The sequence below is a fragment of the Mesorhizobium wenxiniae genome, assembly GCF_002284535.1.
Lineage (GTDB): Bacteria > Pseudomonadota > Alphaproteobacteria > Rhizobiales > Rhizobiaceae > Mesorhizobium > Mesorhizobium wenxiniae.
Map to the genome: position 1 here is coordinate 308,083 of NZ_NPKH01000011.1, position 26,464 is coordinate 334,546.

The following is a 26,464-nucleotide window of genomic DNA, read 5'->3' on the forward strand; positions in this document are numbered from 1 at the left end:
GATCCGGCAAAAGTTTTGTTGTTCGTGCTGGCCGGCTCTTTGTTCTGCGCAATTCCGGACGGAAAACCGTTACACACTTTTCCTGGAGTTGCTTCGGCTCAGGCCGGGCGGCGCAGGCCATTGCGGGCCTGGTCGAGCCGGACCGGCTGGTCGGGGATGGTGACCGCGAATGTGGTGCGGCCGCCTCTGCTTTCGACAAGCTCCACCGTGCCGCCATGGGCGCGGATCAGTTCATGGGCGATCGCCAGGCCAAGGCCGGTGCCGCCGCTGCGGGCCGAGCCGCGGAACGCCGCGAACAGGTTCTCGCGCGCCTTCGGCGGCAGGCCGGGTCCGGTGTCGGTGACGGTGATGCGGCTGACGCTGCCGACGCGCTCGGCCGACACCGCCAACCGGCGTACCACCGCACTTTCCGCATCCGCCGCCATCGCCTGCACCGCGTTGCGGCAAAGATTGGTGAGCACGCGAAAAAGCTGATCGGAATCGGCATCCACCTCGAAAGCCGGATCGACGGCATTGACGAATTCGATGCCGCCTTCGGTGTCGAGCAGGCCGTGGACGTCGTCGACCAGCTGGCGCAGCCTGAGCCTGCGGCGCGAGGGCGGCGGCTCCTGGGTGCGGCCATAGGCGAGCACACCTTCCGAATAGGACACGGCGCGATCAAGCGCGCGCAGCAGCTTCGGCGCGAAGGCCTGCACGGTCGGGTCCTTGACCTGGCGCAGGCGGTCCGACATCAGCTGCGCCGACGCCAGGATGTTGCGCATATCATGGTTGATCTTCGACACGGCGAGACCAAGGTCGGCGAGATGCTTCTGCTCGGAGAGCATCTTTTGCAGCCGCTCCTGCATCTGCGAGAGCTCGCGCTCTGCAACGCCGATCTCGTCGGCGCGGGCAGCAGGGCGGATGATCCGCCCGGGGTCGTCGGGCGCCTCGGAGAAGGCCAGCATCGAGCGCGTCATCGTCCGGATCGGGCCGATCATGATCAGGTCTATTGCGGCATAGACCAGCATGGCGGTGAACAGCGAGATCAGCAGCGAGACGAAGGCGACGTTGCGCGAATAGATGAGCATGGCATCGCGCAGGCTGTAGTCGGGCATGATCAACTCGAATTCCTTGTCGCTGTCGCCGACCGGGCCGAAAACGCGCAGCATCCGCTCGCCGCCGAAAAACAGCGTGTCCAAAGCGCCGGTCATGCCCTCGACCAGGCCGACATTGGCGATGTCGATATGCTCATCGACGTGCGGCGGCATCTCAGCCACGACCAGAAGCCGCGAGACGCCGCCGTCGCGAACGGCGATCGCCTTGGCGCCGATCGCCATCAGCACGTCGTTCTGGGCTGCGCGGGACAGCGAGGCGGGCTCTCCCTGCACCAGCACGATCGAGACGGCCGCAGCGGTGCTCAGCCTCTCCTTCAGCCAACTCAGCCGGTAGCTGGCGATCCAGGGCAGAAAGATGAGGACCTCGGCCAGGAGCACGAAGACGATGGTGAGCAGCAGGAGCTTTGTCGACAATCCACGCGACAAAGGCACCCTCCGGGCGGCCGCCGTCGCCCGATCGGTCCTTTCCTCCGCGGATGGGATTCCACTCATGTTGCTTTTTTCTTCACGATCGCTTGATCAGCCAAGATTAGGCCATTGCGGCTTTTTTGCCAATTTCATCCTTCGTCCCAATACGGGATGATACCGCCAAGACTTCGGCCATCACATTTCAGCCAATCGGCTGAGGCGCCGGATGTCGGCGCCGGATTGACTTCCAAAACCCTTCTTTCTATAAGCCCGCTCACGCTCGGGCCATTCGTCCCGGCGCGGTTTCGATCGCGCCAAAGCCGGCCCGGCAAAGCTCCTGTTACAGAGTGACAGAATCAAGAAGGGCCGCACCCCGCGGTATTAAAACAAATGAAGCGTACCTACCAACCGTCCAAACTCGTCCGCAAACGTCGGCACGGTTTTCGTGCCCGCATGGCCACCAAGGGTGGTCGTGGCGTCGTCGCAGCCCGCCGCAACCGCGGTCGCAAGCGGCTCAGCGCCTGAACGGAAGACGAGATCGTTGCCCGCAACCGGCAAGCCAGTGGGAGCACATCCCAAGCGGCTTCTGAAACGCGCGGAATTCCTGGCTGTCCGGCGTGGCGAGAAGCGCCGCGGGCGGCTTTTTCTCGTCGAGGTTCTGGGCCGCAGCGACGCAGAGGCGCCTCGCGTCGGCTACACGGTCACCAAGAAGGTCGGCAATGCAGTCGTCCGCAACCGCATCCGGCGACGGCTGAGAGAAGCCGTGCGCACGCATGCCGCGGGTGACATGGAGCCTGGCAATGACTATGTCATCGTCGGGCGCGAAGATGTGCTTACCATTCCGTTCGGCCAGTTGAAGGCCGAACTCTCCCGCAGACTGCGCGGAACACGATAGGCCAAGGCTTTCGATGGAAAACAACCGGAACTTCTTCATCACCATCGCGCTGTCGGTGCTGATCCTGTCGCTTTGGCAGTATTTTTACGTGATGCCTTACAGCGAGGCGCAACGCGAGGCGGCCCGTATACAAGAGCAGCGGATTGCGGAGCAGAAGAAGGCGGCCGAAGGCGCCAGTCCTGGCAGCAGCGAAACGCCGGTGCCGCAGCAAGGCGCGATTCCTAATGCACCCAATGCACCGGGGACCGATGGCGCGACGCCTGCCGGCCGCGAGCAGGCGCTGGCGTCGACGAAGCGCGTCAGGATCGACACGCCGAGCCTGGAGGGCTCGATCAATCTCACCGGCGCCCGTCTCGACGACCTCAAGCTCAAGCACTACACGCTTACGGTCGATAAAAACTCGCCCGAGATCGAACTGCTCAACCCGGCAGCGCTGCCCACTGGCTACTATGCCGAGATCGGATTTGTCGGCAGCGACAAGACCGGCACGGTGCCGGGCCCGGAAACCGTGTGGACCGTCGATGGCAATGCCACGCTGACGCCGGCGACCCCGGTTACGCTGAGCTTCACCAACGACAAGGGCCTGACCTTCAAGCGCACGTTCTCCGTCGACAGCGACTATATGTTCACGGTCTCGGACACGGTGCAGAATTCAGGCTCAACCCCAGTCACCCTGTCGAATTACGGCCGCGTCACCCGCTTCGACAAGCCTGCCGTTGCCAGCATCTATGTGCTGCATGAAGGGCTGATCGGCGTCACCGGCACGGAAGGCCTGCAGGAACACAAATACGCGGCCGTCGAGGAGGACAAGCAGTACACGCCGGGCAAGTCGACCGATGGCTGGCTGGGCATCACCGACAAATACTGGGCGGTGACGCTGGTGCCGACCGAGAAGCAGCCGTTCCAGCCGCGTTACGCTTATTTCGAGGACGGCCGCCCGCGCTACCAAGCCGACTTCCTCACCGACCCGATCACCGTTGATGCCGGCCAGTCGGCGACGGTCGAGACCGAAATCTTCGCCGGCGCCAAGGAAGTCGCCAAGGTCAACGCCTATGCGGAAGATCGCCATATCAGGCTGTTCGACCGTTTGATCGATTGGGGATGGTTCATCTGGATCACCAAGCCGATGTTCTACCTGATCGACACGATGTACAAATTCTTCGGCAATTTCGGCCTGGCGATCCTGGCCACCACCGTCGTCGTCAAGGCCGTCTTCTATCCGCTCGCCAACAAGTCCTACGCGTCGATGGCGAACATGAAGAAGGTGCAGCCCAAGATGCTCGAGATCCGCGAGAAATACGCGGACGACAAGATGAAGCAGCAACAGGCGATGATGGAGCTCTACAAAACCGAGAAGATCAATCCGCTCGCCGGCTGCTGGCCGGTGGCGCTGCAGATTCCAGTCTTCTTCGCGCTCTACAAGGTGCTCTACATCACCATCGAGATGCGGCACGCACCGTTCTTCGGCTGGATCCAGGATCTGGCGGCGCCCGACCCGACCTCGATCTTCAACCTGTTCGGCCTCATTCCGATCGCTCTGCCGGACATGTTGATGATCGGCGTTTGGCCGCTGATCATGGGCCTGACCATGTTCCTGCAGATGCGCATGAACCCGACGCCGCCGGACCCGACACAGGCCATGATCTTCACCTGGATGCCGGTGGTCTTCACGTTCATGATGGCCGGTTTTCCGGCCGGCCTCGTCATCTACTGGGCCTGGAACAATCTGCTTTCGATCATCCAGCAAGGCGTGATCATGAAGCGGCAGGGCGCCAAGATCGAATTGTGGGACAATCTGGTCGCGCTGTTCCGGAAGAAACCGTCGCCGGCGGAATAGAAGGCGCTCGCTTTTTGTGAATCCAGAAAAGCCCCGGACCGGGGCTTTTTTTGGGACGAGCCGAGCCGCCGGCGAGCGGCGAAACCCGTCGGCCCGGCGGTAGACGCCGCCGCGACACATCCCTATAAGCTCGCTGTCGTTTCAGGAGCGCTCCGTCGATGAACAGGTAAGGATGATCCGCTGCGCACGCGGTTGGCTGCCGGGCGGATCGCGCTATTTTGACCTTGCCTGTTTTTCGTCGATGGAGCCACGCCATGATCGGACCCAACCCCAACATCAAGCACCCGATCCCGATGCATACCCGCGTCGGTTTCCTGAAGGGACTGGTCACGGCGCCGAACATCGAGATCGGCGACTTCACCTATTATGACGATCCGGACGGGCCGGACAAATTCGCCGAGCGGTGCGTGCTGCATCATTATCCATTCATCGGCGACCGGCTGATCATCGGCAAGTTCTGCGCCATCGCCGAGGGCGCGCGCTTCATCATGAACGGCGCCAATCATGCCATGTCCGGCTTTTCGACCTATCCGTTCAACATCTTCGGTCATGGCTGGGAAGAGGGTTTCGATCCGGCTACCTGGTCGAAGGAATTGCGCGGCGACACGGTGCTCGGCAATGATGTATGGATCGGCATGGAAGCGGCGATCCTGCCCGGCGTGACGATCGGCCATGGCGCCATCGTTGCGGCAAAATCGGTGGTGACGCATGACGTGCCACCCTATGCGATCGTCGCCGGCAATGCGGCCCAGGTGGTGAAGATGCGGTTCGACGACAGGACCATCTGGCGGCTTTTGGCGGCGGCGTGGTGGGATTGGCCGGTGGAAAAGATCAGCCGCAACCTCAATGCCATTCGTGGCGCCGATATTTCTCTTCTGGAGGCAGCGGTTTGAACGCGTTGAACAAGACCGTGATCGGCATCGAGCTGTTCACGCGGCCGTGGATCTTCATCCGCGGCGTGCCGGCAATGAAGTTCCTGCCGCCGGAGGGGCCGCCGGAGATCGCCTTTGCCGGCCGCTCGAATGTCGGCAAATCGTCGCTGATCAACGCCCTGGTCAATCAGAAGGGGCTGGCGCGCACGTCCAACACGCCGGGGCGGACGCAGGAACTCAATTATTTCGTTCCGGGTGGATTTTCCGGCGAAGGCGCCGACCTGCCGCCGATGGCGCTGATCGACATGCCGGGCTACGGCTACGCCACCGCTCCCAAGGAGAAGGTCGACGACTGGACGAAACTCGTCTTCGACTATCTCAAGGGCCGGGTCACGCTGAAGCGGGTCTATGTGCTGATCGACGCCCGCCATGGCATCAAGGCCAAGGATGACGAAGTGCTGTCGCTGCTCGACAAGGCGGCGGTCTCCTACCAGATCGTGCTGACCAAGACCGACAAGATCAAGGCGGCCGGCGTGCCGCGATTGATCGAAGAGACACTGCAGAAGATCAAGAAGCGGCCGGCCGCGTTTCCGTTCGTTCTCGCCACGTCGTCGGAAAAGAGCGAGGGCCTTGAGGAATTGCGCGCGGCGATCGTGCTGGCGGCCAATGGCGGCTAATGCATGTCGCGCAAAAGCGTGCAGCGGTTTTGCGATGACGACATGCAAAAAACAACAACCTAAAGCGCGTCGCGTGAGGCCGGTCAAACGCGACGCGCTTTTAGGGCTTTGCCTCTAGTGCTATCGTCTGGGTGCTTTCTTCCGTAGCAAGCCTTTCTGTGCCGTAAGCCTTCAGGAACATGCCGACGCCCGACCTGACGATGTGGTCAATTTCATCCGGGCTCGGCGCTTTGGTGCGGTAGGCGAATATGCACTGGCGGAAGAGACCTGCCAGGCACAGTTCGGTGAACTGATAGGCGGCAAGGTCGACATCGTCGATCTTGAGCAGGCCGCGTTCGACGGCGGCATTGAGAAAAACAACGACCTTGTCGTGGCCGCGTTTCGGGCCGCGTTCGTAAAAACGCGCGCCAAGTTCGGGAATCCTGTCGGACGCGCCGATTACCGTGCGCTGCGCCTGGATGACCTTGGCCGAGGTGATCTTGAGGGACAGCACCTTGCCGAACTTCACCAGCGTCTCGCGAAGGTCGTCGGCGCGGTCGAGCATATCGTACATGTTCTTGAAGATCGTGCCGCGCTCTTCCTCGATCAGCGCCTCGAACAGTTCTTCCTTGTTGGCGAAATAGACATAGATCGTGCCCTTGGAGACGCCGGCCTCACGGGTGATGTCGTTCATAGACGCCGCTTCGAAGCCCTTGTCGATGAAGACACGGCGCGCGCCCTCGATGATCTGGCTGCGCTTGACCGGGTCCTGTCCCGCCGCGGGGCGGCCGCGACGCAGGCCATCCAGCAGATCGCACTGGTCCTTGTCGGGTTCGGTCATAGTGTCACACCTCGAAAAATATTCGAACCGATCGGTTCGATCACCCTTGATATGGGCCGCTCTCCGCGCTAAGTCAACCTTCGCATCGAACCGAACGGTTCAGTCTTACTGATTGTTTCCAGAGAGATGCCCAGTTTCTAGAGAGATGCCCAGAGAGATCCCCATGTCCTCGAACGCGACCCCCACCGCCGAAGTCCGCCCCTTCCCCAACGCCAAGATCGCGCCAGCAACCGAAGCGCCGAACGCACCGACTGAGCCGGCAATAAGGCCTCCGGCCGAGGCGCCGACGAAAAAGAAACGTTCGGCACGCTCCCTTCTGTTGCCGATCATCGCGCTTGGCTTGCTGGGCGCAGCTGCCTGGTATGGCTACGATTACTGGACCGACGGGCGCTTCATGATCTCAACCGACGACGCCTATGTCCAGGCCGACATGGCATTCATTTCGCCGAAAATTTCCGGCTATGTCGATCAGGTCAAGGTGACCGAGAACCAGCAGGTCAAGGCCGGCGACCCGCTGCTGGTCGTCGACAATGGCGACTACAAAATAGCGGTCGCCCAAGCCGAGGCCCAGATCGCCACCTTGAGCAAGACGCTCGACCGTATCGAGGCCCAGACCGAGGCGGCGCGTGCATCGCTCGAGCAGGCGCAGGCGCAGAAGACCGCCGACCAGGCCGCCGCCGCCAATGCGGCGCGTGTTCAAACGCGCGCCGCCCAATTGCTCAAGACACATGTCGGCACCCAGGCCCAGCTGGATGATGCCCAGACCGCGGTCGAGCAGGCCAATGCCGCCCTTGTAGGTGCCGACGCCCAGATCGCCGCGGCGCAGGCCAATATCGGTGTGCTTCAGGCGCAGCGCGCGGAGACGGCGAGCACGCTGGCGTCGCTGCAGCTTGCCCGGGACAAGGCCGCGCGGGACCTGTCCTTCACCGTGCTGCGCGCGCCCTATGACGGTGTGGTCGGCAACCGCTCGGTCGAGCAGGGCGACCTGATCAGCCCCGGACAGAAGCTCGCCGTCATCGTGCCGATGGACAAGCTCTACATCGTCGCCAATTTCAAGGAGACCCAGCTTGCCCGGCTGGTGCCCGGCGAAAAGGTCCGAATATCGGTCGACGCGATCGACGGCCAGGATTTCGAAGGCACCGTCTCGTCCCTGGCGCCGGCATCCGGCGCGGTGTTCTCGCTGCTGCCACCGGAAAACGCCACCGGCAATTTCACCAAGGTCGTGCAGCGCGTCCCGGTTCGCATCGACGTGCCGGCGGATGTGCTGAAGACAGGCAAGCTGCGCGCCGGCCTCAGCGTCGTCGTGGCCGTCGACAGCCGCACCGCGCCGGCCGCGTCGAACTGAGCGGCCGCTTGGGAGCACTGGCATGGCAACCGCGGCCTTGACAGCAGGATCGCCGCCGGTGAGGCCGGCTACGCCTGACACGATTTCCACACGCCGCATCATCGCCTTCCTGGCGATGGTGTTCGGCATGTTTATGGCGATCCTCGACATCCAGATCGTTTCGGCCTCGCTGGCCGAGATCCAGGCGGGCTTGAGCGCCAGCTCCGACGAAATCCCGTGGGTGCAGACTGCCTATCTGATCGCCGAAGTCATCATGATCCCGCTGTCCGGTTTTCTCAGCCGGATGCTGTCGACACGCGTGCTGTTCACCGTCTCCGCGGCTGGCTTCACCGCGGCCAGCGCGCTGGCGGCGACCGCCACCAACATCGACCAGATGATCGTCTACCGCGCCATCCAGGGCTTCATCGGCGGCGGCATGATTCCAAGCGTCTTCGCTGCCGCCTTCACCATCTTCCCGCCGTCGCGCCGCGCCATGGTGTCGCCGATGATCGGTCTGGTGGCGACGCTGGCGCCGACCATCGGCCCGACTGTCGGCGGCTATATAAGCCATGCCACGTCCTGGCACTGGCTGTTTCTGATCAACGTGGTGCCCGGCATCCTGGTGACCGCCGCGGCGTGGTCGCTGATCGACTTCGACAAGCCAAATCTCAGCCTGTTCCGCAAGTTCGACTGGTGGGGCCTTGCCGGCATGGCGGCTTTCCTCGGTTCGCTGGAATATGTGCTCGAGGAAGGGCCTGACAACGACTGGCTTCAGGACCAGGCCGTGTTCATCTGCGCCATCCTGATGACAGCCGGCGCCGTGCTGTTCTTCTGGCGCGCCTTCACAGCCGAGGAGCCGATCGTCGACCTGAAGGCCTTCACCAACGTCAACTTCGCTTTCGGGTCGCTGTTCTCCTTCGTCATCGGCATCGGTCTCTACGGTCTGACCTATCTCTATCCGGTATATCTCGGGCGTATCCGCGGCTACGATTCCCTGATGATCGGCGAGGCGCTGTTCGTCAGCGGCCTGGCGATGTTCGTCACCGCGCCCATTTCCGGCATCCTGTCGCGCAAGATGGATCCGCGGCTGATGATGATGATCGGCTTCTTCGGCTTCGCCGCAGGCACCTGGCGCATGACCTATCTGACCGCCGACTGGGATTTCTGGGAGCTTTTGGTGCCGCAGATCCTGCGTGGTGTCTCGATGATGCTGTGCATGGTGCCGATCAACAACATCGCACTGGGAACACTGCCGCCTGACCGGCTTAAGAATGCTTCCGGCCTGTTCAATCTCACCCGCAATCTCGGTGGCGCCGTCGGCCTTGCCGTCATCAACACCGTGCTGATCGACCGCAACGCATTCCACTACGCAAGGCTGGCCGAGCATGTGCAATGGGGCAGTGCCGAGGCGCAAACCAAACTGCAGAACATCACGCTCGACTTCCAGCAGAATGCCGGCCTGGACGCGTCCAAGGCGGCGATCTCCAAACTGTCTGCTATGGTCCAGCAGCAGGCTTCGCTGCTGTCCTTCATGGACGTGTTCTATCTCTTGACGGCGCTGTTCGCCACGCTGGCGATCTTCACCATGGTCATCCGCAAGCCGGCAGAGCAGGCTGGCGGAGGTGGCGGACATTGATCGTGCAACTTTGCGCGTCCAAAAGGACACGCGGCGCTCTAATGCATGTCGCGCAAAAGTGCGCAGCGGTTTTGCGATAACGACATGCATAAGACAACAACCTAAAGCGCGTCGCGTGAGGCCGGTCAAACGCGAGCGCTTTAGGTCAGGCGGTGGCCGGCTTGAAGGTCAAGGCGACGCCGTTGATGCAATGACGCAGGCCGGTCGGCGGCGGGCCATCGTCGAAGACATGGCCGAGATGACCACCGCAACGGCGGCAATGGACCTCGGTTCGGGTCATGCCGAGAGACCTGTCCACGGTCTTGCCGACGGCGTTGGGAATCTCCTGCCAGAAGCTCGGCCAGCCGGTGCCGGAATCGAACTTCGTCTCAGAGGAATAGAGCGGCAGGTCGCAGCCGGCACAGGCGAAGATGCCTTTGCGGTGCTCGTTGAGCAGCGGGCTGGTGCCGGGATATTCGGTGCCTTCCTTGCGCAGCACATTGAAGGCCGCATCGGACAGGATGGCGCGCCACTCGGCCTCGGTCTTGGTGACCTCGAAGGTTTCGGCGGCGTGCGCATCCTGCGGCCGGCCCATGCGCAGCGTTGCTGCCGTGCCTGCCAACAATGCCACAGCGGCGGCACCGCTCCAAAGAAAGTCGCGCCGGATCATCATCATTCCTCCTCTGTCCATTTGCCAAATTCGACCGTCACATGGAAATCAAAAGCTAGTGACGGCCAGCTCCTGACAACCGGCATTCCGCACCTGCCCCACGCCTACAGCGGACGGCGCGGATTGTACGCTTGTCGATTGCGCGGGTCACGCAAGCGGAACCCGCGCAGTCGCCATGGAACCTCAGCCATATCTTCGTTGGCGACGACCGCTTTGTTACATCTTCGGCAGGAGAACCTTGTCGATGACGTGGATAACGCCGTTCGACTGCTCGACATCGGCGACCGTCACATTGGCGACATTGCCGTTCTCGTCCGTCGCGGTGACCTTGCCGTCGTCGGCCTTGAGCGTCAGTTCGCAGCCGCCAACCGTCTTGACCTTATGCGCGCCACCATCGTCCATGGCCATCTTGGCGACGTCGGCGGCCATCGCCTTGGCACCAATGACATGGCAGGTTAGGATCTTGACCAGCTTGTCCTTGTTTTCGGGCTTGAGCAGCGTGTCGACGGTGCCGGCCGGAAGGGCGGCAAAGGCCTCGTTGGTCGGCGCGAACACAGTGAAGGGACCGGCACTCTGCAGCGTGTCGACGAGACCACCGGCCTTGACGGCTGCAACCAGCGTCGTGTGATCCTTCGAGTTGACGGCGTTCTCGACGATGTTCTTGGTGGCATACATGGCGGCGCCGCCGACCATCGGATTCTGGGCATAGGCGGCAGTGGCGAGCGCGGAAACGGCGACCGTGCCGGCAAGCAAAAGGGTGGCGAATTTACGCATGATCTCAATCTCCTCGGGTTTGTCGTTCCCCTCTTTGGGGCGCAAGCAGATACGGAAGATGAGTGTTTGAGTTTCGACGTTCGGAAAAAAATTTAGTTTTTCCGCAATTCGAGCGGGGGTTTCAAAGGGCTAGCCGTTCAAGGATGTATTCTTACGGGCCAACGCCATCACAGCGATAAATTTGACATCTTGTGGAAAGCAGATAGGTGGCGATCAGATGCTCTTCAAATCGCCCGCAGCGACCACAGGGCCGGTCGGCTGACCTGTCGGCGAACCGCCGGCCGGTTCGAGGCTGACCGCAAGCACGGCGCCCTGTGCAAGCTTTTCCTGCACGGCCGGCGCAATGGTCATATGGGCGATCTGACCGGCCGGGATGATGCCCATCGAGACCGGCGCATTCTTGCCCTCGATCATCCACAGTTCGAAATCCTTGCCGGCGGCACGCTCACCGGAGACATGCGACAGGCCGATCTTGCGATGGGCAGCGTCATAGACGGCAAGATATCTGACGTCGCTGCCGTCAGCGGTCAGTGATGCGACAAGCCGCGGCGGTTCGACCGGCGGGTTGAGGTAAGGCACGGCGATGGTGATCGCCAGCGCTGCGACAGAAGCGGCAGCAAGACCGCGCCAGAAGGCAAGGCTCGACCAGAGGCCGGAGCGAGGTTCTGCCACGAACAGCCGGCGATCCAATGCCTCCTTGACCCTGATCGGCGGCTCTGTCTCCGGATAGGCGGCGGCCATGGGCGAAAGACGCGCCTCCCAGGCATCGACAAGGCGCGCGAAAGTGGCGTCCGCGTCGATACGGCGTGACGCGATCTCGCGTTCGTCCGCGTCCAGCACACCAAGAACGTATTCGGCGGCGAACAGGTCGTCGCCCCCAGGTTCCGGTCCGTCATCCTGTGCCAGCGTCATCTTTCCAGACACTCTCTGAGCTTCAACAGGCTGCGCCGCAGCCAGGTCCGCATCGTGTTCAGCGGCACGCCATGGCGTACGGCCAGTTCGGCATAGCTTTCGCCCTGGAGATAGGCGCCCCGGACGGCCGCCGCCCGGTCCTTTTCCAATTCATCGAGACAACGATAGATGCGCTCCGATTCACCGCCCGCAACAACCGCAGCCTCCGGTCCCGGTGCCGGATCGGCCACCTCGAGCGCAGCATCGATATAGGTGGCAGGCTCTCGCCGCGCCCTTATCCGATCGATCGCATGATTGCGCGCAATGGCCACCAGCCAGGAAATCGGGCTTAGCTCCGAGACGGCGAAACGGTCCGCCTTCGTCCATATCTTGACGAAGACCTCCTGCAGCGCCTCTTCTGCCTCTCCCCGGTCCTTCAATACACGAAGGCAGACGCCGAAAAGTTTCGCGCTGGTCTGCCGGTAGAGCAGATCGAACGCAGCCCGGTCCTTCATCGAAGTCCGAACCATCAGGTTGCTGATGTCCTGCGGCGTCATCGGCTGCCAAATTAGGCAATTGCAATGTATTTGCAACGGCCGAAGCGTTCTTGTGCACCGGGAGCGTCGTCGACTTCGATTGCCAAGAAAATCCGCAACCGCTAGCCTTCTCATAGCGGGGAGAGCGGCAATGTCGGTTGAACGGGTCTTGTGGGAGCACGACGCAACCGGGCTTGCCAGCTTGGTGCGCAAGGGCGAGATCGCGCCGCAGGAGCTCGTCGATGCGGCGATTGCGCGAGCCGAGGCCACCCGCCCGGACATCAACGCCATCGCCGAGCCGCTTTACGAGGCGGCGCGGACGCGGGCGAAAACCATCGACCGCAAGCTGCCGCTGGCCGGTGTGCCCTTTGCACTGAAGGATCTCGGCATCGCCATGAAAGGCGTGCCTACGCATGGCGGCAGCCGCATTCCGGCTTTCGTTGCCGATTTCGATTCGGTGATGACCGAACGCCATCTGGCCGCCGGCCTTGTCCCGATCGCCACCAGCACCTCGCCCGAACATGGGCTGAGGCTGATGACCGAATCCGCCGCTTTCGGCATCACCCGCAATCCGTGGAATACGGCGCATACCAGCGGCGGCTCGTCTGGAGGTGCGGCGGCGCTGGTCGCGGCCGGTGTCGTGCCGGTGGCACATGCTTCGGATGGCGGCGGCTCGATCCGCGTTCCCGCCGCCTGCACCGGGCTGGTCGGACTGAAAACCTCGCGCGGCCGCGTGCCGCTGTCGCCGCTCGTCACCGAAAGCTGGTACGGTCTGGTCGTCGACCACGCCGTTGCCCGCTCGGTCCGGGATTCGGCCTTGCTGCTCGACCTAACCCATGGACCCGATCCGCTGTCACCGTATGCGGCGCGGCCGCCGAGAGGAACTTTTGCCGCCGCAGCAGTGCGTGACCCCGGCAAGCTGAAACTGGCCGTCTACCGGAAATCGCCGCTCGGCCTGCCGATATCGGCCGAGACGCTGACGGCGCTGGACACCGCTGTGGCATTGGCGCGCGAAGGTGGCCACACGATCGAGGAGATCGATCTCCCCTATATCGGTCGCGACTTCATCGCCGATTTCGCCAGGACGGTGGCTGCGGCAGTCGCCGGCGCGATGCGCATTGAGGTCTTGCGTGTCGGCCGCTCCGTTTCGGGCGACGTCGAGCGCGCCACCCGTCTGATGAGCCGCTTCGGCGAGATCGTCTCGGCCGGCGAGATCTATGCCGGCCTGCAGCGGCTGCATGCCACGTCGCGCCGCCTGATCACCGAGACCGCGCCGTACGATGCCGTGCTGATGCCGGTTATCGCCCATCCGCCGCTCGCCTGCGGGGCCATGGACCCGAAGGGCGCCGACGCGTTCATAGAGGACGTCCTCGACAGGCTGCGCCTCGCCCGTCTGCTGAAATTCAAGCCGCTGTTCGGCCAGTTGATGGACAAAAGCCTGTGGTTCACGCACTGGCCGGCGATCCAGAACGTCAGCGGCCAGCCGTCGATCGCGCTGCCTGTTCACGTCACCGATGCCGGCCTGCCGCTCGGCATCCAGGCCGCCGGCCGACCCGGCGATGAGGAGACCTTGTTGTCCTTCGCCGCGCAAATGGAAAAGATTTCGGGATGGCAGGCGCGGCGGGCGCCGCTGCGGATGCCGGCATAAAGCGGGCCGATTCCACCTGATGTGACAGCAAAGCCGTTTGCCCCCTGCTCCAATTCCCGCTAAGACGCCGCCGTTCATGCCAAGCTGGGAACCATGCCGATGACGGACGTCGCCGCCACCGCCGAAATGCAGGCCGCGCTGCTTTCGAGGGCACTGCCCTACATGCAGCGCTACGAAAACAAGACGGTCGTGGTGAAATATGGCGGCCACGCCATGGGCGATATTGCGCTCGGCAAGGCCTTCGCCCGCGACATCGCGCTGCTGAAACAATCGGGCGTCAATCCGATCGTCGTCCATGGCGGCGGGCCGCAGATCGGCGCCCTGCTAAGCAAGATGGGCATCGAATCGAAGTTTGAGGGCGGCCTGCGCGTCACCGACCAGAAGACGGTCGAGATCGTCGAGATGGTGCTGGCCGGCTCGATCAACAAGGAAATCGTGGCGCTGATCAATGCCGAGGGCGAATGGGCCATCGGCCTGTGCGGCAAGGACGGCAACATGGTTTTCGCCGAAAAGGCACGCAAGACCTTGATCGACCCGGACTCCAATATCGAGCGCGTGCTCGATCTCGGCTTTGTCGGCGAGCCGGTCGAGGTCGACCGCACGTTGCTCGACCTTCTAGCGCGCTCCGAAATGATCCCGGTGCTGGCGCCTGTGGCGCCCGGCCGCGACGGCCATACCTACAACATCAATGCCGACACCTTTGCCGGCGCCATCGCCGGCGCCTGCCAGGCGACACGCCTTCTGTTCCTCACCGACGTGCCCGGCGTGCTCGACAAGAACAAGAAGCTGATCGATGAGCTGACCGTGGCCGAGGCCAAGGCCTTGATCAGGGACGGCACGGTGTCGGGCGGCATGATCCCAAAGGTCGAGACCTGCATCGAAGCGATCGAGCGCGGCGTCGAAGGCGTCGTCATCCTCAACGGCAAGACGCCGCATTCTGTATTGCTCGAACTGTTTACCGAACACGGCGCCGGCACGCTGATCGTGCCGTGAGCGCAGGCTGACAGCTTGTCGGCCAGAAATCCAGGGCGGCGCAGGCGCCTGGGCGAATTCACCGCCTGAGGTGCCCAAGCGGCACGTGGCCCGGCCCCTTGATGTTCTGCAGCACGAGCTGCGTGTGGACATCGCGCACGCCGTCGAGCCGCATCAGCCGGTGCATGACGAAGGCGTTGAGCTCGTCGACCGACGGCACCATCACATGCAGCAGGAAATCGTAATCGCCGGTCATCGTCCAGCACGACGACACCTCGTCCATGCGCTGCACGGCGGCGATGAAGGTTTCGGGCGAACCATCGCTGTGGGTTACGAGGCGCACCTGAATGAACACTTCGACCATCAGGCCGATGGCGCGGCGGCTGAGCACAGCGGCAAAGCCCTTGATGATGCCGGCGCTCTGAAGAGCCTCGAAGCGGCGCGCGCATGGCGTCGTCGAAAGGCCGATCTCCTGGGCCAGTTCGGACACAGGCTTGCGTCCGTCACGTTGCAAGATATCGAGCATCTTGATCTCAAAATCGTCAAACTGAGGCACTTTCACTCTCCTACAGCTTTGCTGTGGTGGCTTTTACCTCAAATCGCGCATTCGAGCCATCATCAAAGCGGATTTGCCTCACCGGACCCGGCTAAACTTTTATGATTAGTCGTGATTTCAAGGGAGAACAGCCATGACGATGAGCGTTGCCGATTATGCGCGCGAATGCGCGGCGCAAGGCCTTCGCGGCGACTATTCGGTCTGCCGTGCCGACTTCACCGTGGAGCAGAGCTACAACTACACCGCCGACGAGCAGGCGGTGTGGCGTACACTGTGCGACCGCCAGACGAAGCTTACGCAAGAGCTGGCACACCAGTCCTATCTCGACGGCGTCGCCACGCTGGGCCTGCTCGACAGGATTCCGGATTTCGGTGTCGTCAGCGAAAAGCTGCGCAAGCTTACAGGTTGGGAAATCGTCGCCGTGCCGGGCCTCATTCCCGCACCAGCCTTCTTTGTCCACCTCGCCAACAGGCGCTTCCCGGTGACCAACTGGCTGCGGACGAAACAAGAGCTCGACTACATCGTCGAGCCGGACATGTTCCACGACTTCTTCGGCCATGTGCCGGCGCTGACGCAGCCGGTCTTTGCCGATTTCATGCAGATGTATGGCGAGAAGGCCGAGCATCTGATCGCGCTCGGCGGCGACGAGATGATCAGCCGCCTCTACTGGTACACTGTCGAATACGGGCTGATCCAGGAAGCCGGCCAACCGCTGAAAGCTTTCGGCGCCGGGCTGATGTCGTCCTTTGCGGAACTTCAATTCGCGATTGAAAGCAAGGACGCGCACCATGTCCCCTTCGATCTGGAAACGGTGATGCGCACCAGCTACGAGATCGACAAGTTCCAGCGCGCGTATTTCGTGCTGTCGTCCTTCGACGTTTTGCGCAATGCCTTCCAGAACGTCGCCGACATGGCAGCGATCATCGGACGCCACAAGGGCAAGCCGGCGCTCGACCCGGCGAAACTTTAGACGCTGGCAGGCTCGGACGCTCGCAGCCGATCGGCACGGGCGTTGTTGGTGGCGCACTGTCATGAGGATCCCTCGGCCGGCCCGGCTGGGCCGGCCTTTTACACGCCGATGAGCTTGCCGAGGTGGTCGCCCAGCCGGCAGGCCAATGCGACGATTGTCGTCGTCGGGTTGCATTCGCCGGACGTGCAGAACACGGAGGAACCGCCGACATAGAGATTGTCCATGCCGTGCACCTTCGAGTTGGCGTCCACCACGCTCTTGGTCACATCCGTGCCCATACGCGTGCCGCCCATATGGTGGTGACCGGCCAGTTCCTCATTAGTCGGATAGTCCCCGCCACTGGCGAGCCAGTCGGCGATGCGCACCCGGCCGAGATCCTTTCGGACGAGCGTCTTGCCGAACAGCCTCAAGCCCTCGATGAGCGTGCGGCGCTCCAGCTCCGACTTTTTCCAGTGCAGTTCGATGCGCGGCACGCCGGCATGGTCGACATCGGTCTTCGACAACCGGATCTGGTTCGAGGCCAGCGGCGCCTGTTCCCAGGCGACATAGAGCTGGGCGGCGCAGCGCAAGTTCTGGCTGAGCTGATAGGATACCCATTCCGCCATCTCGGGCACCGTGCAGGCGAGGTCGGCGATGACGCTTTTGATGCCGGGGTACGGCGTCTCGATCAGCCTGATGCCGAAATTCATGATCTCGAGGCGCTCCATGGCCGCCAGCGTCGGCGAGAAGAAAGCCTCGTTGGTGGCGTCGACCTCGAACTCGCTATAGTCGGCGAGGATGGCATTGCCGCCCTCGAAGGTCGGATGCTCCATCCAATAGCGGCCGAGCGCTGTCGCCTTCGGCACCACGCCGCCGTTCGAGCGCTGGTTCGACCACAGAAGCAGCCGCGAGTTTTCCAAGCCGCCGGTGCATACGATGAAATAGTCGGCGGTGAAAGAGCCGGCATTCTGGCCGTTCGACCACAGTTTGGCGCCGGTTACCCTCTTGCCGTCGCCGGTAAGCTCGGTGGCATAGGTGCTGAGCACCACAGCCACGTTCCTGCTCCTGTCGAGTTCGTCGGCGAATTTTTCACCGAAGCGTACGGCCGGGCTCTTGATCAGCTGCACCCAGCGAATATCGTCCGAGATCGGCACATCCGGCCGGAAGTCGGGAAGTTCCAGCATGTCCTGGACTTCGGGCAGATAGGGCTCGATTTCGGCACGGCTGATCGGCCAGCCGGTATCCGGCGCCCAGGCCTTGGGCTCGAAGTCCTGGCTGTCGAGCACCCGGCACCAGCCGGCCCAGTGATTGGAACTGCCGCCCATGAAGCGCAACCGGGTGGTGTCGAGATCGAAATAGGGGTCGCCGACCGTGACGCCGCGGTAGAAATCCTGCGAATCGTCGCTGAACTCGCGGGAGCCTGCCTCCAGCACCACAACCGGAATGCCGGCCGCGCCAAGCTTCCTGGCAATCGTGGTGCCGGCTGGCCCGGAGCCGAGTATGCAGACCTTGGCGGCGAAGTTCGCAGCGCGAAATGCCTCATAGCTGTCGAAGATCAAGTGAGGTCGCTCCTTTTGAGGATCCAACCATTGACCTCGACGATCGCGTCCGGATCGGTATCGGGCAGCTTGCGGAACAGCGACAGGGCCGGCAATGCGATCAGCGCCTGCACGATCGTGCGGCGCGATATTTTCTTGGTGAAGAAACTCATGGCACGTCTCTCGATGGCTTCGATCCACGCATGGCGTTCCCTGAACATACTCGCCAGGAGAAGCCAATTCCGTGCCAAACCTAGCGCCACACTTTGCTTAAGCCGTGTAAGCGGTCTGGCTGAGTCCAAACAGCGTTAGGATTTCCTTAATGAGCGAGACCGCTCAGGCCGCTTCGGAAATGTCCCTGTCCAGGATGGTCAGATTACGGCCGCGATGCTTGGCCTGGTAAAGGCGATGGTCGGCGGCACGCATCAGATCCGATACGCCGGCATCCTCGCCGCAGGTGACACCGCCGATGCTGACGGTGAGGGGTATGACCCGCTCATCGACGGGACGGAAGCGGATCAGTTCGACTTCACGGCGAATGCGTTCGGCGACGCGTTTGGCTTCCTGTTCGGTGGCGCCGACCAGAAACGCACCGAATTCCTCGCCGCCGATGCGGCCGATCACGTCGCCGCTGCGCACGCCGCGCTCGATCGCGCTTGCAATAAGGAGCAACGCCTCGTCGCCGGTCAGGTGGCCGTAGCTGTCGTTGATGATCTTGAAGTGGTCGGCGTCGATGATCAGCAAAGCACCGCGATCGGATTTACGCCGGGAGGCGTCGAGCGCGGCAAAGAAGCTCTCGCGGTTGAGCATGCCGGTCATGTCGTCGCGGCTCGCTTTTTCCGACAGGCGCCGATGCGCTGCGGCGAGTTGGGCATGAGCGCGGGCGAGGTCGCGATGGGCGCTTTTCAACCTCTCGCCCTGCCAGAACGTGTAGGCGCCGGCCATCCAGGCGAGCGCCAGCGGGCAGACCGTGGATGTCAGCCAGATCGTGCGGTTGATCGGAAAGCCCATTGCCGGGACGACGATGAGCGTCAACAAAAGCGAGACTGCGAGGGAGGCGAAAGCGACGGCGGCGGACTTCAGAAATATGCGGCTCATCGCTGGCTCCCCCCTGAACCGTCTCTGTGCCAGCAAGCCCTGAATGCCACCTTTCGGCGATGCCTAAATTTTGAATCATCGCGCCATTTCCGCCACTCGCAACGCGCATAAGTTGTGGATAAAGCCTCTGCCAAAAGTATGGTTTCGTGCCATAAGGATCGCATGACCATGCTCCCGGATCCCGCCCGCTTTGCCCATGTCACCGACTGGGTGTTCGACCTCGACAACACTCTCTATCCGCACCATTCAAACCTGTTCTCGCAGATCGACGTAAAGATGACTGCCTATGTCGGAGAACTGCTGACGCTGCCCCGCGACGATGCCCGCAAGCTGCAGAAGGAACTCTACCGGGAATACGGCACGACGCTGAACGGCCTGATGGCGCGCCACGGCATCGATCCCGACGACTTTCTCGAGAAGGTTCATGACATCGACTATTCCTGGCTGGTTCCCGATCCCGTTCTCGGCACCGCCATCCGCCAGCTTCCCGGCCGCAAGTTCATCTTCACCAATGGCGACCGCAGGCATGCCGAACGCACCGCGCGCCAACTCGGCATCCTCGACCATTTCGACGACATCTTCGATATTGTCGCTGCCGGGCTGAACCCCAAGCCGGCGCGCCAGACCTACGAGAAATTTGCGGAACTTCACGCCGTCACCGGCCACAATGCGGTGATGTTCGAGGATCTGGCCCGCAACCTGTCCGTGCCGAAATCGCTGGGCATGACCACGGTGCTGGTCGTGCCACGCAACTTCGAGCCGACCTTCTCGGAGATATGGGAACGTGACCCGGCCAATGAAGATGATGTGGATTTCGTCACCGACGATCTTGCCGAATTCCTCACCGCGATCGTCGACGTTACTGCTTGAGGCAGTTGCTTCGTGCAAAGCCGGATCGATACCGCAGCCCCGCGGCCTAAAGCTTGTAGAAACGACTGATAATCCCCCAGGCCTCGTCGGCGGTGTCGACGAAATCGATGATGTCCTGGTCGCCGGGGGTGATTGTGCCTTGCTCGGCGAGGAAATCGAGGTCGATCGCCCTTTTCCAGAACGTCTTGCCGAACAGGATCACCGGCACGCGCTCCATACGGCCGGTCTGGATCAGGGTCAGCGTCTCGAAGAATTCGTCCATCGTGCCGAAGCCGCCCGGAAACACCGCGACAGCCTTGGCGCGCATGACGAAATGCATCTTGCGGACAGCGAAATAGTGGAAGTTGAAACAGAGCTCCGGCGTCACATAAGCATTCGGCGCCTGCTCGTGCGGCAACACGATGTTGAGGCCGATCGACGGTGCGCCAACATCGTCGGCGCCGCGGTTGCCGGCTTCCATGACGCCGGGTCCGCCGCCTGTCACCACGACGAATTCGCGATAATAAGAGGTGGCCGACTGCTGCGAGCAGAGGCGGGCGAATTTTCGCGCTTCCTCGTAATATTTACTGTTTTTCTCGAGGTTCTTCTTCTGCGTCTCGTTTTTGGCCGCCCAGGCTTCGCCGTCCGGCTCGGGGATGCGCGCCCCGCCGAACAGGATGACGGTCGAGCGGATGCCGCGTTCGGCCAGGATCATCTCCGGCTTCAACAGTTCGAGCTGCAGCCTGACCGCGCGCAATTCGCGCCGCGTCATGAAGTCGGGATCGTTCCAGGCCAGCCGGTAGGTCTCGGCACGCGTCTGCGGCGTGTCCGGCACGCTTTTCGACCGCTCCAGATCCTCGTCCGAATGCGGCAGCGGCGTCCACCCCGCCTTTTCCATAGGAGTCATATTACCTGCCCGTCCAATTATTCACTTGCGCCGTCCCGTGACGCAGCCGCGATTGACCCTCACCAAGCCTTCACATAGGGTCCGGCGACTTTCAAAACAGGTTAAGGTGCGGCCCCTTAACAGCTTGGTAATGGAGCGAATTCATGTCGAAGCCCGATCTGGCGAGCCTCGAAAAGACTATCGAAACCGCCTTCGAGGAACGCGAGACGATTTCGACGGCAACCCGCGGCGCGACGCGCGACGCCATCCAGTCAGCGCTGGACCTGCTCGACCGGGGTATCGCCCGCGTTGCCGAGCGGCAGGCCGACGGCAAATGGCATGTCAACCAGTGGCTGAAGAAAGCGGTGCTGCTGTCGTTCCGGCTCAACCCGATGGAGATCATCAAGGGTGGTCCGGGCCAGGCCGTGTGGTGGGACAAGGTGCCGTCGAAATTCGATGGCTGGAGTGCCATCGATTTCGAGAAGGCAGGTTTCCGCGCCGTGCCGTCGTCGATCGTGCGGCGCTCCGCCTATGTCGCGCCAGGTGCCGTGCTGATGCCGTCCTTCGTCAATGTCGGCGCCTATGTCGACAGCGGCACAATGGTCGACACATGGGCCTCGGTCGGCTCCTGCGCCCAGATCGGCAAGAATGTGCATCTGTCGGGCGGCGTTGGCATCGGCGGCGTGCTGGAGCCGATGCAGGCCGGCCCCACCATCATCGAGGACAATTGCTTCATCGGCGCACGCTCCGAGGTGGTCGAAGGCTGCATTGTGCGCGAGGGCTCGGTGCTCGGCATGGGCGTCTTCATCGGCCAGTCGACCAAGATCGTCGACCGCGCCACCGGTGAGGTCTTCTACGGCGAAGTGCCGGCCAATTCCGTCGTCGTCGCCGGCTCGATGCCCGGCAAGCCGTTGCCCAAGGGCGAGCCCGGTCCGAGTCTTTACTGCGCCGTCATCGTCAAGCGGGTCGATGCCAGGACCCGTTCCAAAACCTCGATCAATGAACTGCTTCGCGATTGATCCTTCGCAAAAAACGGACGCACCCGCTTGCTCGACAGACCTCGATTTCTATGGCTTTTCTTCAGCCTTTCCGGGCGAGTGAACCCAAGTGCCTATGTTTTGGCGGGTCTTTTACCGCTCCTGGTTCAGCTTTTTCTGCTCTACCAGTTCTCGCGAACGCCGCTAGGCACCGCCGCAAGTCAGTACTGGGCGCTCGCCTGGTGGATCGCCGTGGTTGTCTCGACATGGTCGACCTTTGCGCTAACGGCGAAGCGGTTCCATGATTTCGGCAAGCCTACCTACTACGCATTGATCTCTCTCATCGTCGGCGCAATTCTCCTTATCATTTTGGCCTTTTTCAAAAGTGATCCCGGACCCAACCCCTACGGCAAACGCACCAATGCGCCGGCCGAATCCTGAGCGCCGGGCGGGTATCCAGCCATGCGCTACCGTACGCTTAATTCGAAACTGATCATCGAAACCGCCGAACGACTGGAAAAACGCGTCGCCGAGCGGTTTCCCCATGCAGGCTTGCGTGGCGTCGCCATAGAACTTGTGTCGCTGTCGCGTGATCTGGCCAAGGCGGCGAAGGCGCTGGAGGCACCGATCTGGTGGCTGCGCGGCGTCGTCATCGCCGCCATTGCCGCTGGTGCGCTGATGTTCCTGTTCGTCGGCACCATCCTGCCGCTCGGCCGTATCTCGGGAACCGACGATGCCGTCCAGTCGGTGCAAGGCATCGAATCGTTGATCAACATGATCATCCTCGCGGTGCTCGGCTTCCTGGCCTTGATCCGGACCGAGGAGCGCATCAAGCGCAAGCAGGTGTTTCGCAAGCTTCACGGCTTGCGATCGCTGATCCATGTCATCGACATGCATCAGCTGACCAAGGATCCGGCAGCGCTTTCAACCGATTTCAAGCCGACATCGCATTCACCGGCACGCATAACCGACCGTGCCGATCTCGCCCGCTATCTCGACTATTGCTCCGAAATGCTGTCGATCACCGGCAAGGTCGCCGCGCTGTTCGCCCAGTCGGTCAACGACAATGTGGTCGTCGATGGTGTCAACGACATCGAGTCCCTGAGTTCCAACCTGTCGCGGAAGATCTGGCAAAAGATCACGCTGATCGACGGTCCCTTGCGGTCGGCTCGTCCAGGTACCTAAGCTAATCTTAATCACATTGGTCCAGCATGCCCCGTGGAGACTGTGTCGACCGGCACGGAGCACTCGACTGGCACACGACGAACCCCTGGCCAACCCGAAACCGCGAGGAAAGCGAAGCGCCGGCGCGCGGCTGTTCGCCTGGTTTTCTTCACCGATCAGAGCGGAGCCGGAAGCTGTCCGCGCGCGGCTTCTCGATACCACTTTCGACCGCAAATTCGCTGTCCTGTTCGGCAGCATCAGCGTCCTGGTACTGGCAGTCAGCGCCGCGGTCGTCACCGGCGACCGGTGGCCTTACGCCTGGATCGCGGCCGACCTCGTCCTGTTTGCCGCCCGCTTCCTGCTGATGCGGGAATGTGAGCGGGCCCGCAAGCGCGGGGGAACGGGGCCGCTGGCAGGCCTCATGGCCGCCGGAGGGCCATGGTCGGTGATTTTCGGCCTCGGCTGCTATGGCTGCGTCATCAGCGGGAATGTGGCGCTCGCCGTGCTGGCTGCCCTGAATGTCGCAGGCGTCGTCGGCGTGGTGTCGTCCCGCAACGCAGCGACCCCGCGCTACGCCATATTCGTCATGCTGGCCGTAAGCCTGCCTTTCCTGGTTGGCGCGCTGTTTTCTCCGTTGCCCGGAATGTCTATCGTCGGATTTCAAGTGCCGTTCTATGTAGCCGGCGTCATCATCGTGCTGCTTCAAAATCATGCGATCAACGTCCGCATGATCCGCGCCGAACTGGACAATCGCGATCTGGCGATCAAGGACGCGCTGACCGGCCTGCCAAACCGCATTTTCCTTCAGGAGAAACTGCGCGGCATGTGCAGCGAGCTTGCGGCGCCGGCAGCAAATGGCGGCAGGCCGTTTGCCGTTCTCAGCATGGACCTCGACGGCTTCAAACACGTCAATGACCGCTTCGGCCACGCGGTCGGCGACATGCTGCTGCGCAAGGTGGCCGAACGATTGAAACGCGCTTTCCGACCGGGGGATGTGGTCTTTCGCATCGGCGGTGACGAATTCGTAATCCTGCTGCCCGGCACGTCCGAGATCGAAGCCACCTACCTGGCAAAGCGGGCCATTGAGAAGATTTCGGTACCTTTCGACCTTGGCCTGGGCACCGCAATACCCATCGGGTTGAGCATTGGAAGCGCCTTCGCGCCTGCCGACGGCTGCGAGCCTGAAATTCTTCTCACCTGTTCCGATCACGCGCTCTATGAAGCCAAGCGCACCGGCAAGGGCCGTTACTGGGCACATGTGCGGGCCGCGAACTGACTATCACAGCGATCATTGGGGCCTTCTGTCGCCTCCGTCCATCCAACATCCCGCCTAAAGCGCCGCGTATGACGCGATTCCTGCGACGCGCTTTAAGTCTTTGTTTATTATGTATGTCGTTGTCCCAAAACCGCTGCGTACCAAGGGGTCAAGCCCGAGGGCATGCTTTTGGGCGACACTAGGCCTGCGGCTATACGGCATGAAAACCATAATCTTGGCGGGATGGCTGGCCCTTATGTCTGGCCGTGACAGGCCTTGCGCTTTCGACTATCGCTTTTGCCCATGACGTTGCCGACCGATCCCGCTGCAAATCTCGCCGCCCTTATCCGCTGCCCCTCGGTGACGCCCATTGAGGGCGGGGCACTGAGCACGCTGGAAAAAATGCTGAAACCACTCGGCTTTTCCATCGAGCGCCCGGTGTTTTCGGACGACGGCACGCCCGATATCGAAAATCTCTATGCGCGGCGCTCCGGCAACAGTCCGCACCTGATGTTCGCCGGGCATACCGACGTGGTGCCGGTCGGCGACGAGGCCTCATGGACGCATCCGCCTTTCGCCGCGGAGATCGCCAAAGGCGAGATGTTCGGCCGCGGTGCCGTCGACATGAAGGGCGGCATAGCCTGTTTCATCGCCGCGGTGGCGCGCCATCTCGGTTCGAAAGGCGGCCTGAAAGGCTCGGTCTCGCTGCTGATCACCGGCGACGAAGAAGGGCCGGCCATCAACGGCACGACAAAGCTGCTCGAATGGGCGGCCGCCAAGGGCGAGAAATGGGATGCGTCTATCGTCGGCGAGCCGACCAATCCCGACGCGTTGGGCGACATGATCAAGATCGGCCGGCGCGGCTCCTTGTCCGGCAGCATCACCGTCAACGGCCGCCAGGGCCACGCCGCCTACCCGCAGCTTGCCGACAATCCGGTGCGCGGGCTGATGACGCTAGTCGAAGCCTTGCTGCACCCCGTCTTCGACAACGGCACCAAGGACTTCCAGCCGACCAATCTGGAGGTGACCTCGATCGATGTCGGCAATCCGGCCACCAATGTCATTCCGGCAAAGGCGACGGCCACCTTCAACATCCGCTTCAACGACACATGGACCGCCGAGACCATCCAGGCGGAAATCCACAATCGCCTCGACAAGGCGGCGAAGCGCAAGAAATACCGGGCCGGCAAGACGACGCCGGTCGATTACGAGCTTGTCTGGCGCGACCGGCCGAGCCACGTCTTCCTCACCCGCGACGACCGTCTGATCGAAGCGCTCAGTGGTTCGGTCAAGGCGGTGATCGGCAGGAAGCCGGCGCTTTCCACCTCCGGGGGCACCTCCGACGCGCGCTTCATCAAGGACTATTGTCCAGTGGTCGAATTCGGTCTGGTCGGCAAGACCATGCACATGGTCGATGAACGCGTCGCGCTTGCCGACCTCGAGACGCTGACGCAGATCTATCAACGCTTCATCGAAGACTGGTTCGAGCAAGGCGCATCGTAATCATGCTTTCGTCGGATGAAACCTATGCATCGCTGACCGGCGCCTGGCGACTGATGCTCGGCAAGGCCGACGGGCTGCGCCAGCTCGACCTTTCGGCCGACGGTTTCTGGAATTCCTTCTTCGCCATCGTTGTCGCGGCACCTGCGCTGATCGTCGGCTGGGTCGGCCTTGCCAATGAGATCAGCGATCCGAATGCATTCGCGGGGCGCTTCGGCATGCTGATCCGGCTGGCGACGGTCGACATCGGCGCCTGGGTGTTGCCGCTCGTCGGCCTTGCCCTGGTCGCGCCGCGCGCCGGCATTGGCGGGCGCTTCGTCCACTATGTCGTCGCCAGCAACTGGGCGTCTGCGATCATCGCCTGGATAATGCTGCCAGCAGCGCTGATCAGGCTTTTCCTGCCGTCCGCCAACGAGTTTGCCGTACTGGCGTCGCTGCTTTTGTTTGCGCTGTCGATGATCCTGACGTGGCGGATGACAAACGCCGCCATCGGCAGGGGCGCAGCTGTCGGCAGCGCTGTCTTCGCCGGCATGTTCGTGGCGTCGCTGGTCGTTCTGTTCGGCCTGGAGGCGCTGCTCGGCATCGGTGCACCGGCTTAATGCATGTCGCCCGAAAGTGCGCAGCGGTTTTGGGACAACGACATGCATAAAAACAGGAAC

Annotated in this window: 28 protein-coding genes; 17 read left to right on the plus strand and 11 right to left on the minus strand. The window is 62.3% G+C overall.

Going from position 1 to position 26,464, the window contains the following annotated elements; genetic code table 11:
• Window positions 1-98 precede the first annotated feature (98 nt).
• Window positions 99-1,586, minus strand: coding sequence for a sensor histidine kinase (locus tag CIT31_RS03855; protein WP_095517501.1), 1,488 nt, complete (start codon window positions 1,584-1,586; stop codon window positions 99-101).
• Between the two features lie 306 nt (window positions 1,587-1,892).
• Here CIT31_RS03855 and rpmH point away from each other — a divergent pair, with 306 nt between their 5' ends.
• From rpmH to yihA, 5 genes are all read left to right on the plus strand, one after another.
• Window positions 1,893-2,027: a 50S ribosomal protein L34 gene (rpmH, locus tag CIT31_RS03860; RefSeq protein ID WP_008833937.1), complete on the plus strand. Its 135-nt coding sequence runs from the start codon at window positions 1,893-1,895 to the stop codon at window positions 2,025-2,027.
• Window positions 2,028-2,043: 16 nt separating this feature from the next.
• The gene (gene rnpA / locus CIT31_RS03865) at window positions 2,044-2,397 is read left to right on the plus strand and encodes a ribonuclease P protein component (RefSeq protein WP_095517502.1); all 354 of its coding nucleotides are present in this window, start codon (window positions 2,044-2,046) and stop codon (window positions 2,395-2,397) included.
• 13 nt (window positions 2,398-2,410) lie between these two features.
• Window positions 2,411-4,234, plus strand: a complete 1,824-nt coding sequence (yidC, locus tag CIT31_RS03870) for a membrane protein insertase YidC (RefSeq protein WP_095517503.1) — start codon at window positions 2,411-2,413, stop codon at window positions 4,232-4,234.
• A 254-nt stretch (window positions 4,235-4,488) separates the two neighbouring features.
• Window positions 4,489-5,127, plus strand: coding sequence for a CatB-related O-acetyltransferase (locus tag CIT31_RS03875; RefSeq protein ID WP_095517504.1), 639 nt, complete (start codon window positions 4,489-4,491; stop codon window positions 5,125-5,127).
• Window positions 5,124-5,783 (plus strand): ribosome biogenesis GTP-binding protein YihA/YsxC, encoded by a 660-nt coding sequence (yihA, locus tag CIT31_RS03880; protein ID WP_095517505.1) that lies wholly within the window; start codon window positions 5,124-5,126, stop codon window positions 5,781-5,783. Before CIT31_RS03875 ends, yihA begins: the two co-directional genes overlap by 4 nt.
• Window positions 5,784-5,883: 100 nt before the next feature.
• Here yihA and CIT31_RS03885 read toward each other — a convergent pair whose 3' ends face one another.
• Window positions 5,884-6,603 (minus strand): TetR/AcrR family transcriptional regulator, encoded by a 720-nt coding sequence (locus CIT31_RS03885; RefSeq protein ID WP_095517506.1) that lies wholly within the window; start codon window positions 6,601-6,603, stop codon window positions 5,884-5,886.
• 163 nt (window positions 6,604-6,766) lie between these two features.
• Here CIT31_RS03885 and CIT31_RS03890 point away from each other — a divergent pair, with 163 nt between their 5' ends.
• A complete protein-coding gene (locus tag CIT31_RS03890) occupies window positions 6,767-7,948 on the plus strand; it encodes an HlyD family secretion protein (protein WP_095517507.1) in 1,182 nt (393 codons plus the stop codon).
• A gap of 22 nt (window positions 7,949-7,970) precedes the next feature.
• Window positions 7,971-9,563: a DHA2 family efflux MFS transporter permease subunit gene (locus CIT31_RS03895; protein ID WP_095517508.1), complete on the plus strand. Its 1,593-nt coding sequence runs from the start codon at window positions 7,971-7,973 to the stop codon at window positions 9,561-9,563.
• Between the two features lie 145 nt (window positions 9,564-9,708).
• On the opposite strand, the gene msrB is transcribed toward CIT31_RS03895, so the two are convergent.
• From msrB to CIT31_RS03915, 4 genes are all read right to left on the minus strand, one after another.
• Window positions 9,709-10,212, minus strand: coding sequence for a peptide-methionine (R)-S-oxide reductase MsrB (gene msrB, locus CIT31_RS03900; RefSeq protein WP_095517721.1), 504 nt, complete (start codon window positions 10,210-10,212; stop codon window positions 9,709-9,711).
• A 216-nt stretch (window positions 10,213-10,428) separates the two neighbouring features.
• On the minus strand, window positions 10,429-10,986 hold the full coding sequence (locus CIT31_RS03905; RefSeq protein WP_065011697.1) for a fasciclin domain-containing protein: 558 nt from the start codon (window positions 10,984-10,986) through the stop codon (window positions 10,429-10,431).
• A 213-nt stretch (window positions 10,987-11,199) separates the two neighbouring features.
• Window positions 11,200-11,898 carry an anti-sigma factor gene (locus tag CIT31_RS03910; RefSeq protein ID WP_095517509.1) on the minus strand — a complete coding sequence of 233 codons (699 nt, stop codon included), beginning with the start codon at window positions 11,896-11,898 and terminating at the stop codon, window positions 11,200-11,202.
• Window positions 11,895-12,434 (minus strand): sigma-70 family RNA polymerase sigma factor, encoded by a 540-nt coding sequence (locus CIT31_RS03915; protein ID WP_065011610.1) that lies wholly within the window; start codon window positions 12,432-12,434, stop codon window positions 11,895-11,897. Before CIT31_RS03915 ends, CIT31_RS03910 begins: the two co-directional genes overlap by 4 nt.
• Before the next feature lie 130 nt (window positions 12,435-12,564).
• Here CIT31_RS03915 and CIT31_RS03920 point away from each other — a divergent pair, with 130 nt between their 5' ends.
• Window positions 12,565-14,061, plus strand: coding sequence for an amidase (locus CIT31_RS03920; protein ID WP_095517510.1), 1,497 nt, complete (start codon window positions 12,565-12,567; stop codon window positions 14,059-14,061).
• A 99-nt stretch (window positions 14,062-14,160) separates the two neighbouring features.
• Entirely contained in the window at window positions 14,161-15,054 is an 894-nt protein-coding gene (gene argB, locus CIT31_RS03925) for an acetylglutamate kinase (RefSeq protein WP_029347289.1), read from the plus strand.
• Window positions 15,055-15,112: 58 nt separating this feature from the next.
• On the opposite strand, the gene CIT31_RS03930 is transcribed toward argB, so the two are convergent.
• Entirely contained in the window at window positions 15,113-15,589 is a 477-nt protein-coding gene (locus tag CIT31_RS03930; RefSeq protein WP_029347288.1) for an Lrp/AsnC family transcriptional regulator, read from the minus strand.
• Between the two features lie 133 nt (window positions 15,590-15,722).
• Here CIT31_RS03930 and phhA point away from each other — a divergent pair, with 133 nt between their 5' ends.
• On the plus strand, window positions 15,723-16,559 hold the full coding sequence (phhA, locus tag CIT31_RS03935; RefSeq protein WP_095517511.1) for a phenylalanine 4-monooxygenase: 837 nt from the start codon (window positions 15,723-15,725) through the stop codon (window positions 16,557-16,559).
• A gap of 98 nt (window positions 16,560-16,657) precedes the next feature.
• Here phhA and CIT31_RS03940 read toward each other — a convergent pair whose 3' ends face one another.
• The 3 genes from CIT31_RS03940 to CIT31_RS03950 form a co-directional block, all read right to left on the minus strand.
• On the minus strand, window positions 16,658-18,097 hold the full coding sequence (locus CIT31_RS03940; RefSeq protein WP_095517512.1) for a GMC oxidoreductase: 1,440 nt from the start codon (window positions 18,095-18,097) through the stop codon (window positions 16,658-16,660).
• Window positions 18,094-18,249: a hypothetical protein gene (locus CIT31_RS03945; protein WP_101918682.1), complete on the minus strand. Its 156-nt coding sequence runs from the start codon at window positions 18,247-18,249 to the stop codon at window positions 18,094-18,096. Before CIT31_RS03945 ends, CIT31_RS03940 begins: the two co-directional genes overlap by 4 nt.
• A gap of 163 nt (window positions 18,250-18,412) precedes the next feature.
• On the minus strand, window positions 18,413-19,174 hold the full coding sequence (locus tag CIT31_RS03950; RefSeq protein ID WP_029347283.1) for a GGDEF domain-containing protein: 762 nt from the start codon (window positions 19,172-19,174) through the stop codon (window positions 18,413-18,415).
• A 162-nt stretch (window positions 19,175-19,336) separates the two neighbouring features.
• Here CIT31_RS03950 and CIT31_RS03955 point away from each other — a divergent pair, with 162 nt between their 5' ends.
• Window positions 19,337-20,044: a pyrimidine 5'-nucleotidase gene (locus CIT31_RS03955; protein WP_029347281.1), complete on the plus strand. Its 708-nt coding sequence runs from the start codon at window positions 19,337-19,339 to the stop codon at window positions 20,042-20,044.
• 46 nt (window positions 20,045-20,090) lie between these two features.
• Here CIT31_RS03955 and CIT31_RS03960 read toward each other — a convergent pair whose 3' ends face one another.
• Window positions 20,091-20,930 (minus strand): LOG family protein, encoded by an 840-nt coding sequence (locus CIT31_RS03960; RefSeq protein ID WP_095517513.1) that lies wholly within the window; start codon window positions 20,928-20,930, stop codon window positions 20,091-20,093.
• Window positions 20,931-21,073: 143 nt separating this feature from the next.
• Here CIT31_RS03960 and dapD point away from each other — a divergent pair, with 143 nt between their 5' ends.
• The 6 genes from dapD to CIT31_RS03990 all read left to right on the plus strand — a co-directional run bounded on the left by dapD (window position 21,074) and on the right by CIT31_RS03990 (window position 26,404).
• On the plus strand, window positions 21,074-21,928 hold the full coding sequence (dapD, locus tag CIT31_RS03965; RefSeq protein ID WP_095517514.1) for a 2,3,4,5-tetrahydropyridine-2,6-dicarboxylate N-succinyltransferase: 855 nt from the start codon (window positions 21,074-21,076) through the stop codon (window positions 21,926-21,928).
• Window positions 21,929-21,955: 27 nt separating this feature from the next.
• Entirely contained in the window at window positions 21,956-22,327 is a 372-nt protein-coding gene (locus CIT31_RS03970) for a DUF805 domain-containing protein (protein ID WP_095517515.1), read from the plus strand.
• Window positions 22,328-22,348: 21 nt separating this feature from the next.
• On the plus strand, window positions 22,349-23,071 hold the full coding sequence (locus tag CIT31_RS03975) for a hypothetical protein (protein ID WP_095517516.1): 723 nt from the start codon (window positions 22,349-22,351) through the stop codon (window positions 23,069-23,071).
• 16 nt (window positions 23,072-23,087) lie between these two features.
• Window positions 23,088-24,326 carry a GGDEF domain-containing protein gene (locus CIT31_RS03980; protein WP_095517517.1) on the plus strand — a complete coding sequence of 413 codons (1,239 nt, stop codon included), beginning with the start codon at window positions 23,088-23,090 and terminating at the stop codon, window positions 24,324-24,326.
• 282 nt (window positions 24,327-24,608) lie between these two features.
• A complete protein-coding gene (dapE, locus tag CIT31_RS03985; protein WP_095517518.1) occupies window positions 24,609-25,808 on the plus strand; it encodes a succinyl-diaminopimelate desuccinylase in 1,200 nt (399 codons plus the stop codon).
• 2 nt (window positions 25,809-25,810) lie between these two features.
• Window positions 25,811-26,404 (plus strand): transporter, encoded by a 594-nt coding sequence (locus CIT31_RS03990; protein WP_095517519.1) that lies wholly within the window; start codon window positions 25,811-25,813, stop codon window positions 26,402-26,404.
• Window positions 26,405-26,464 lie beyond the last annotated feature (60 nt).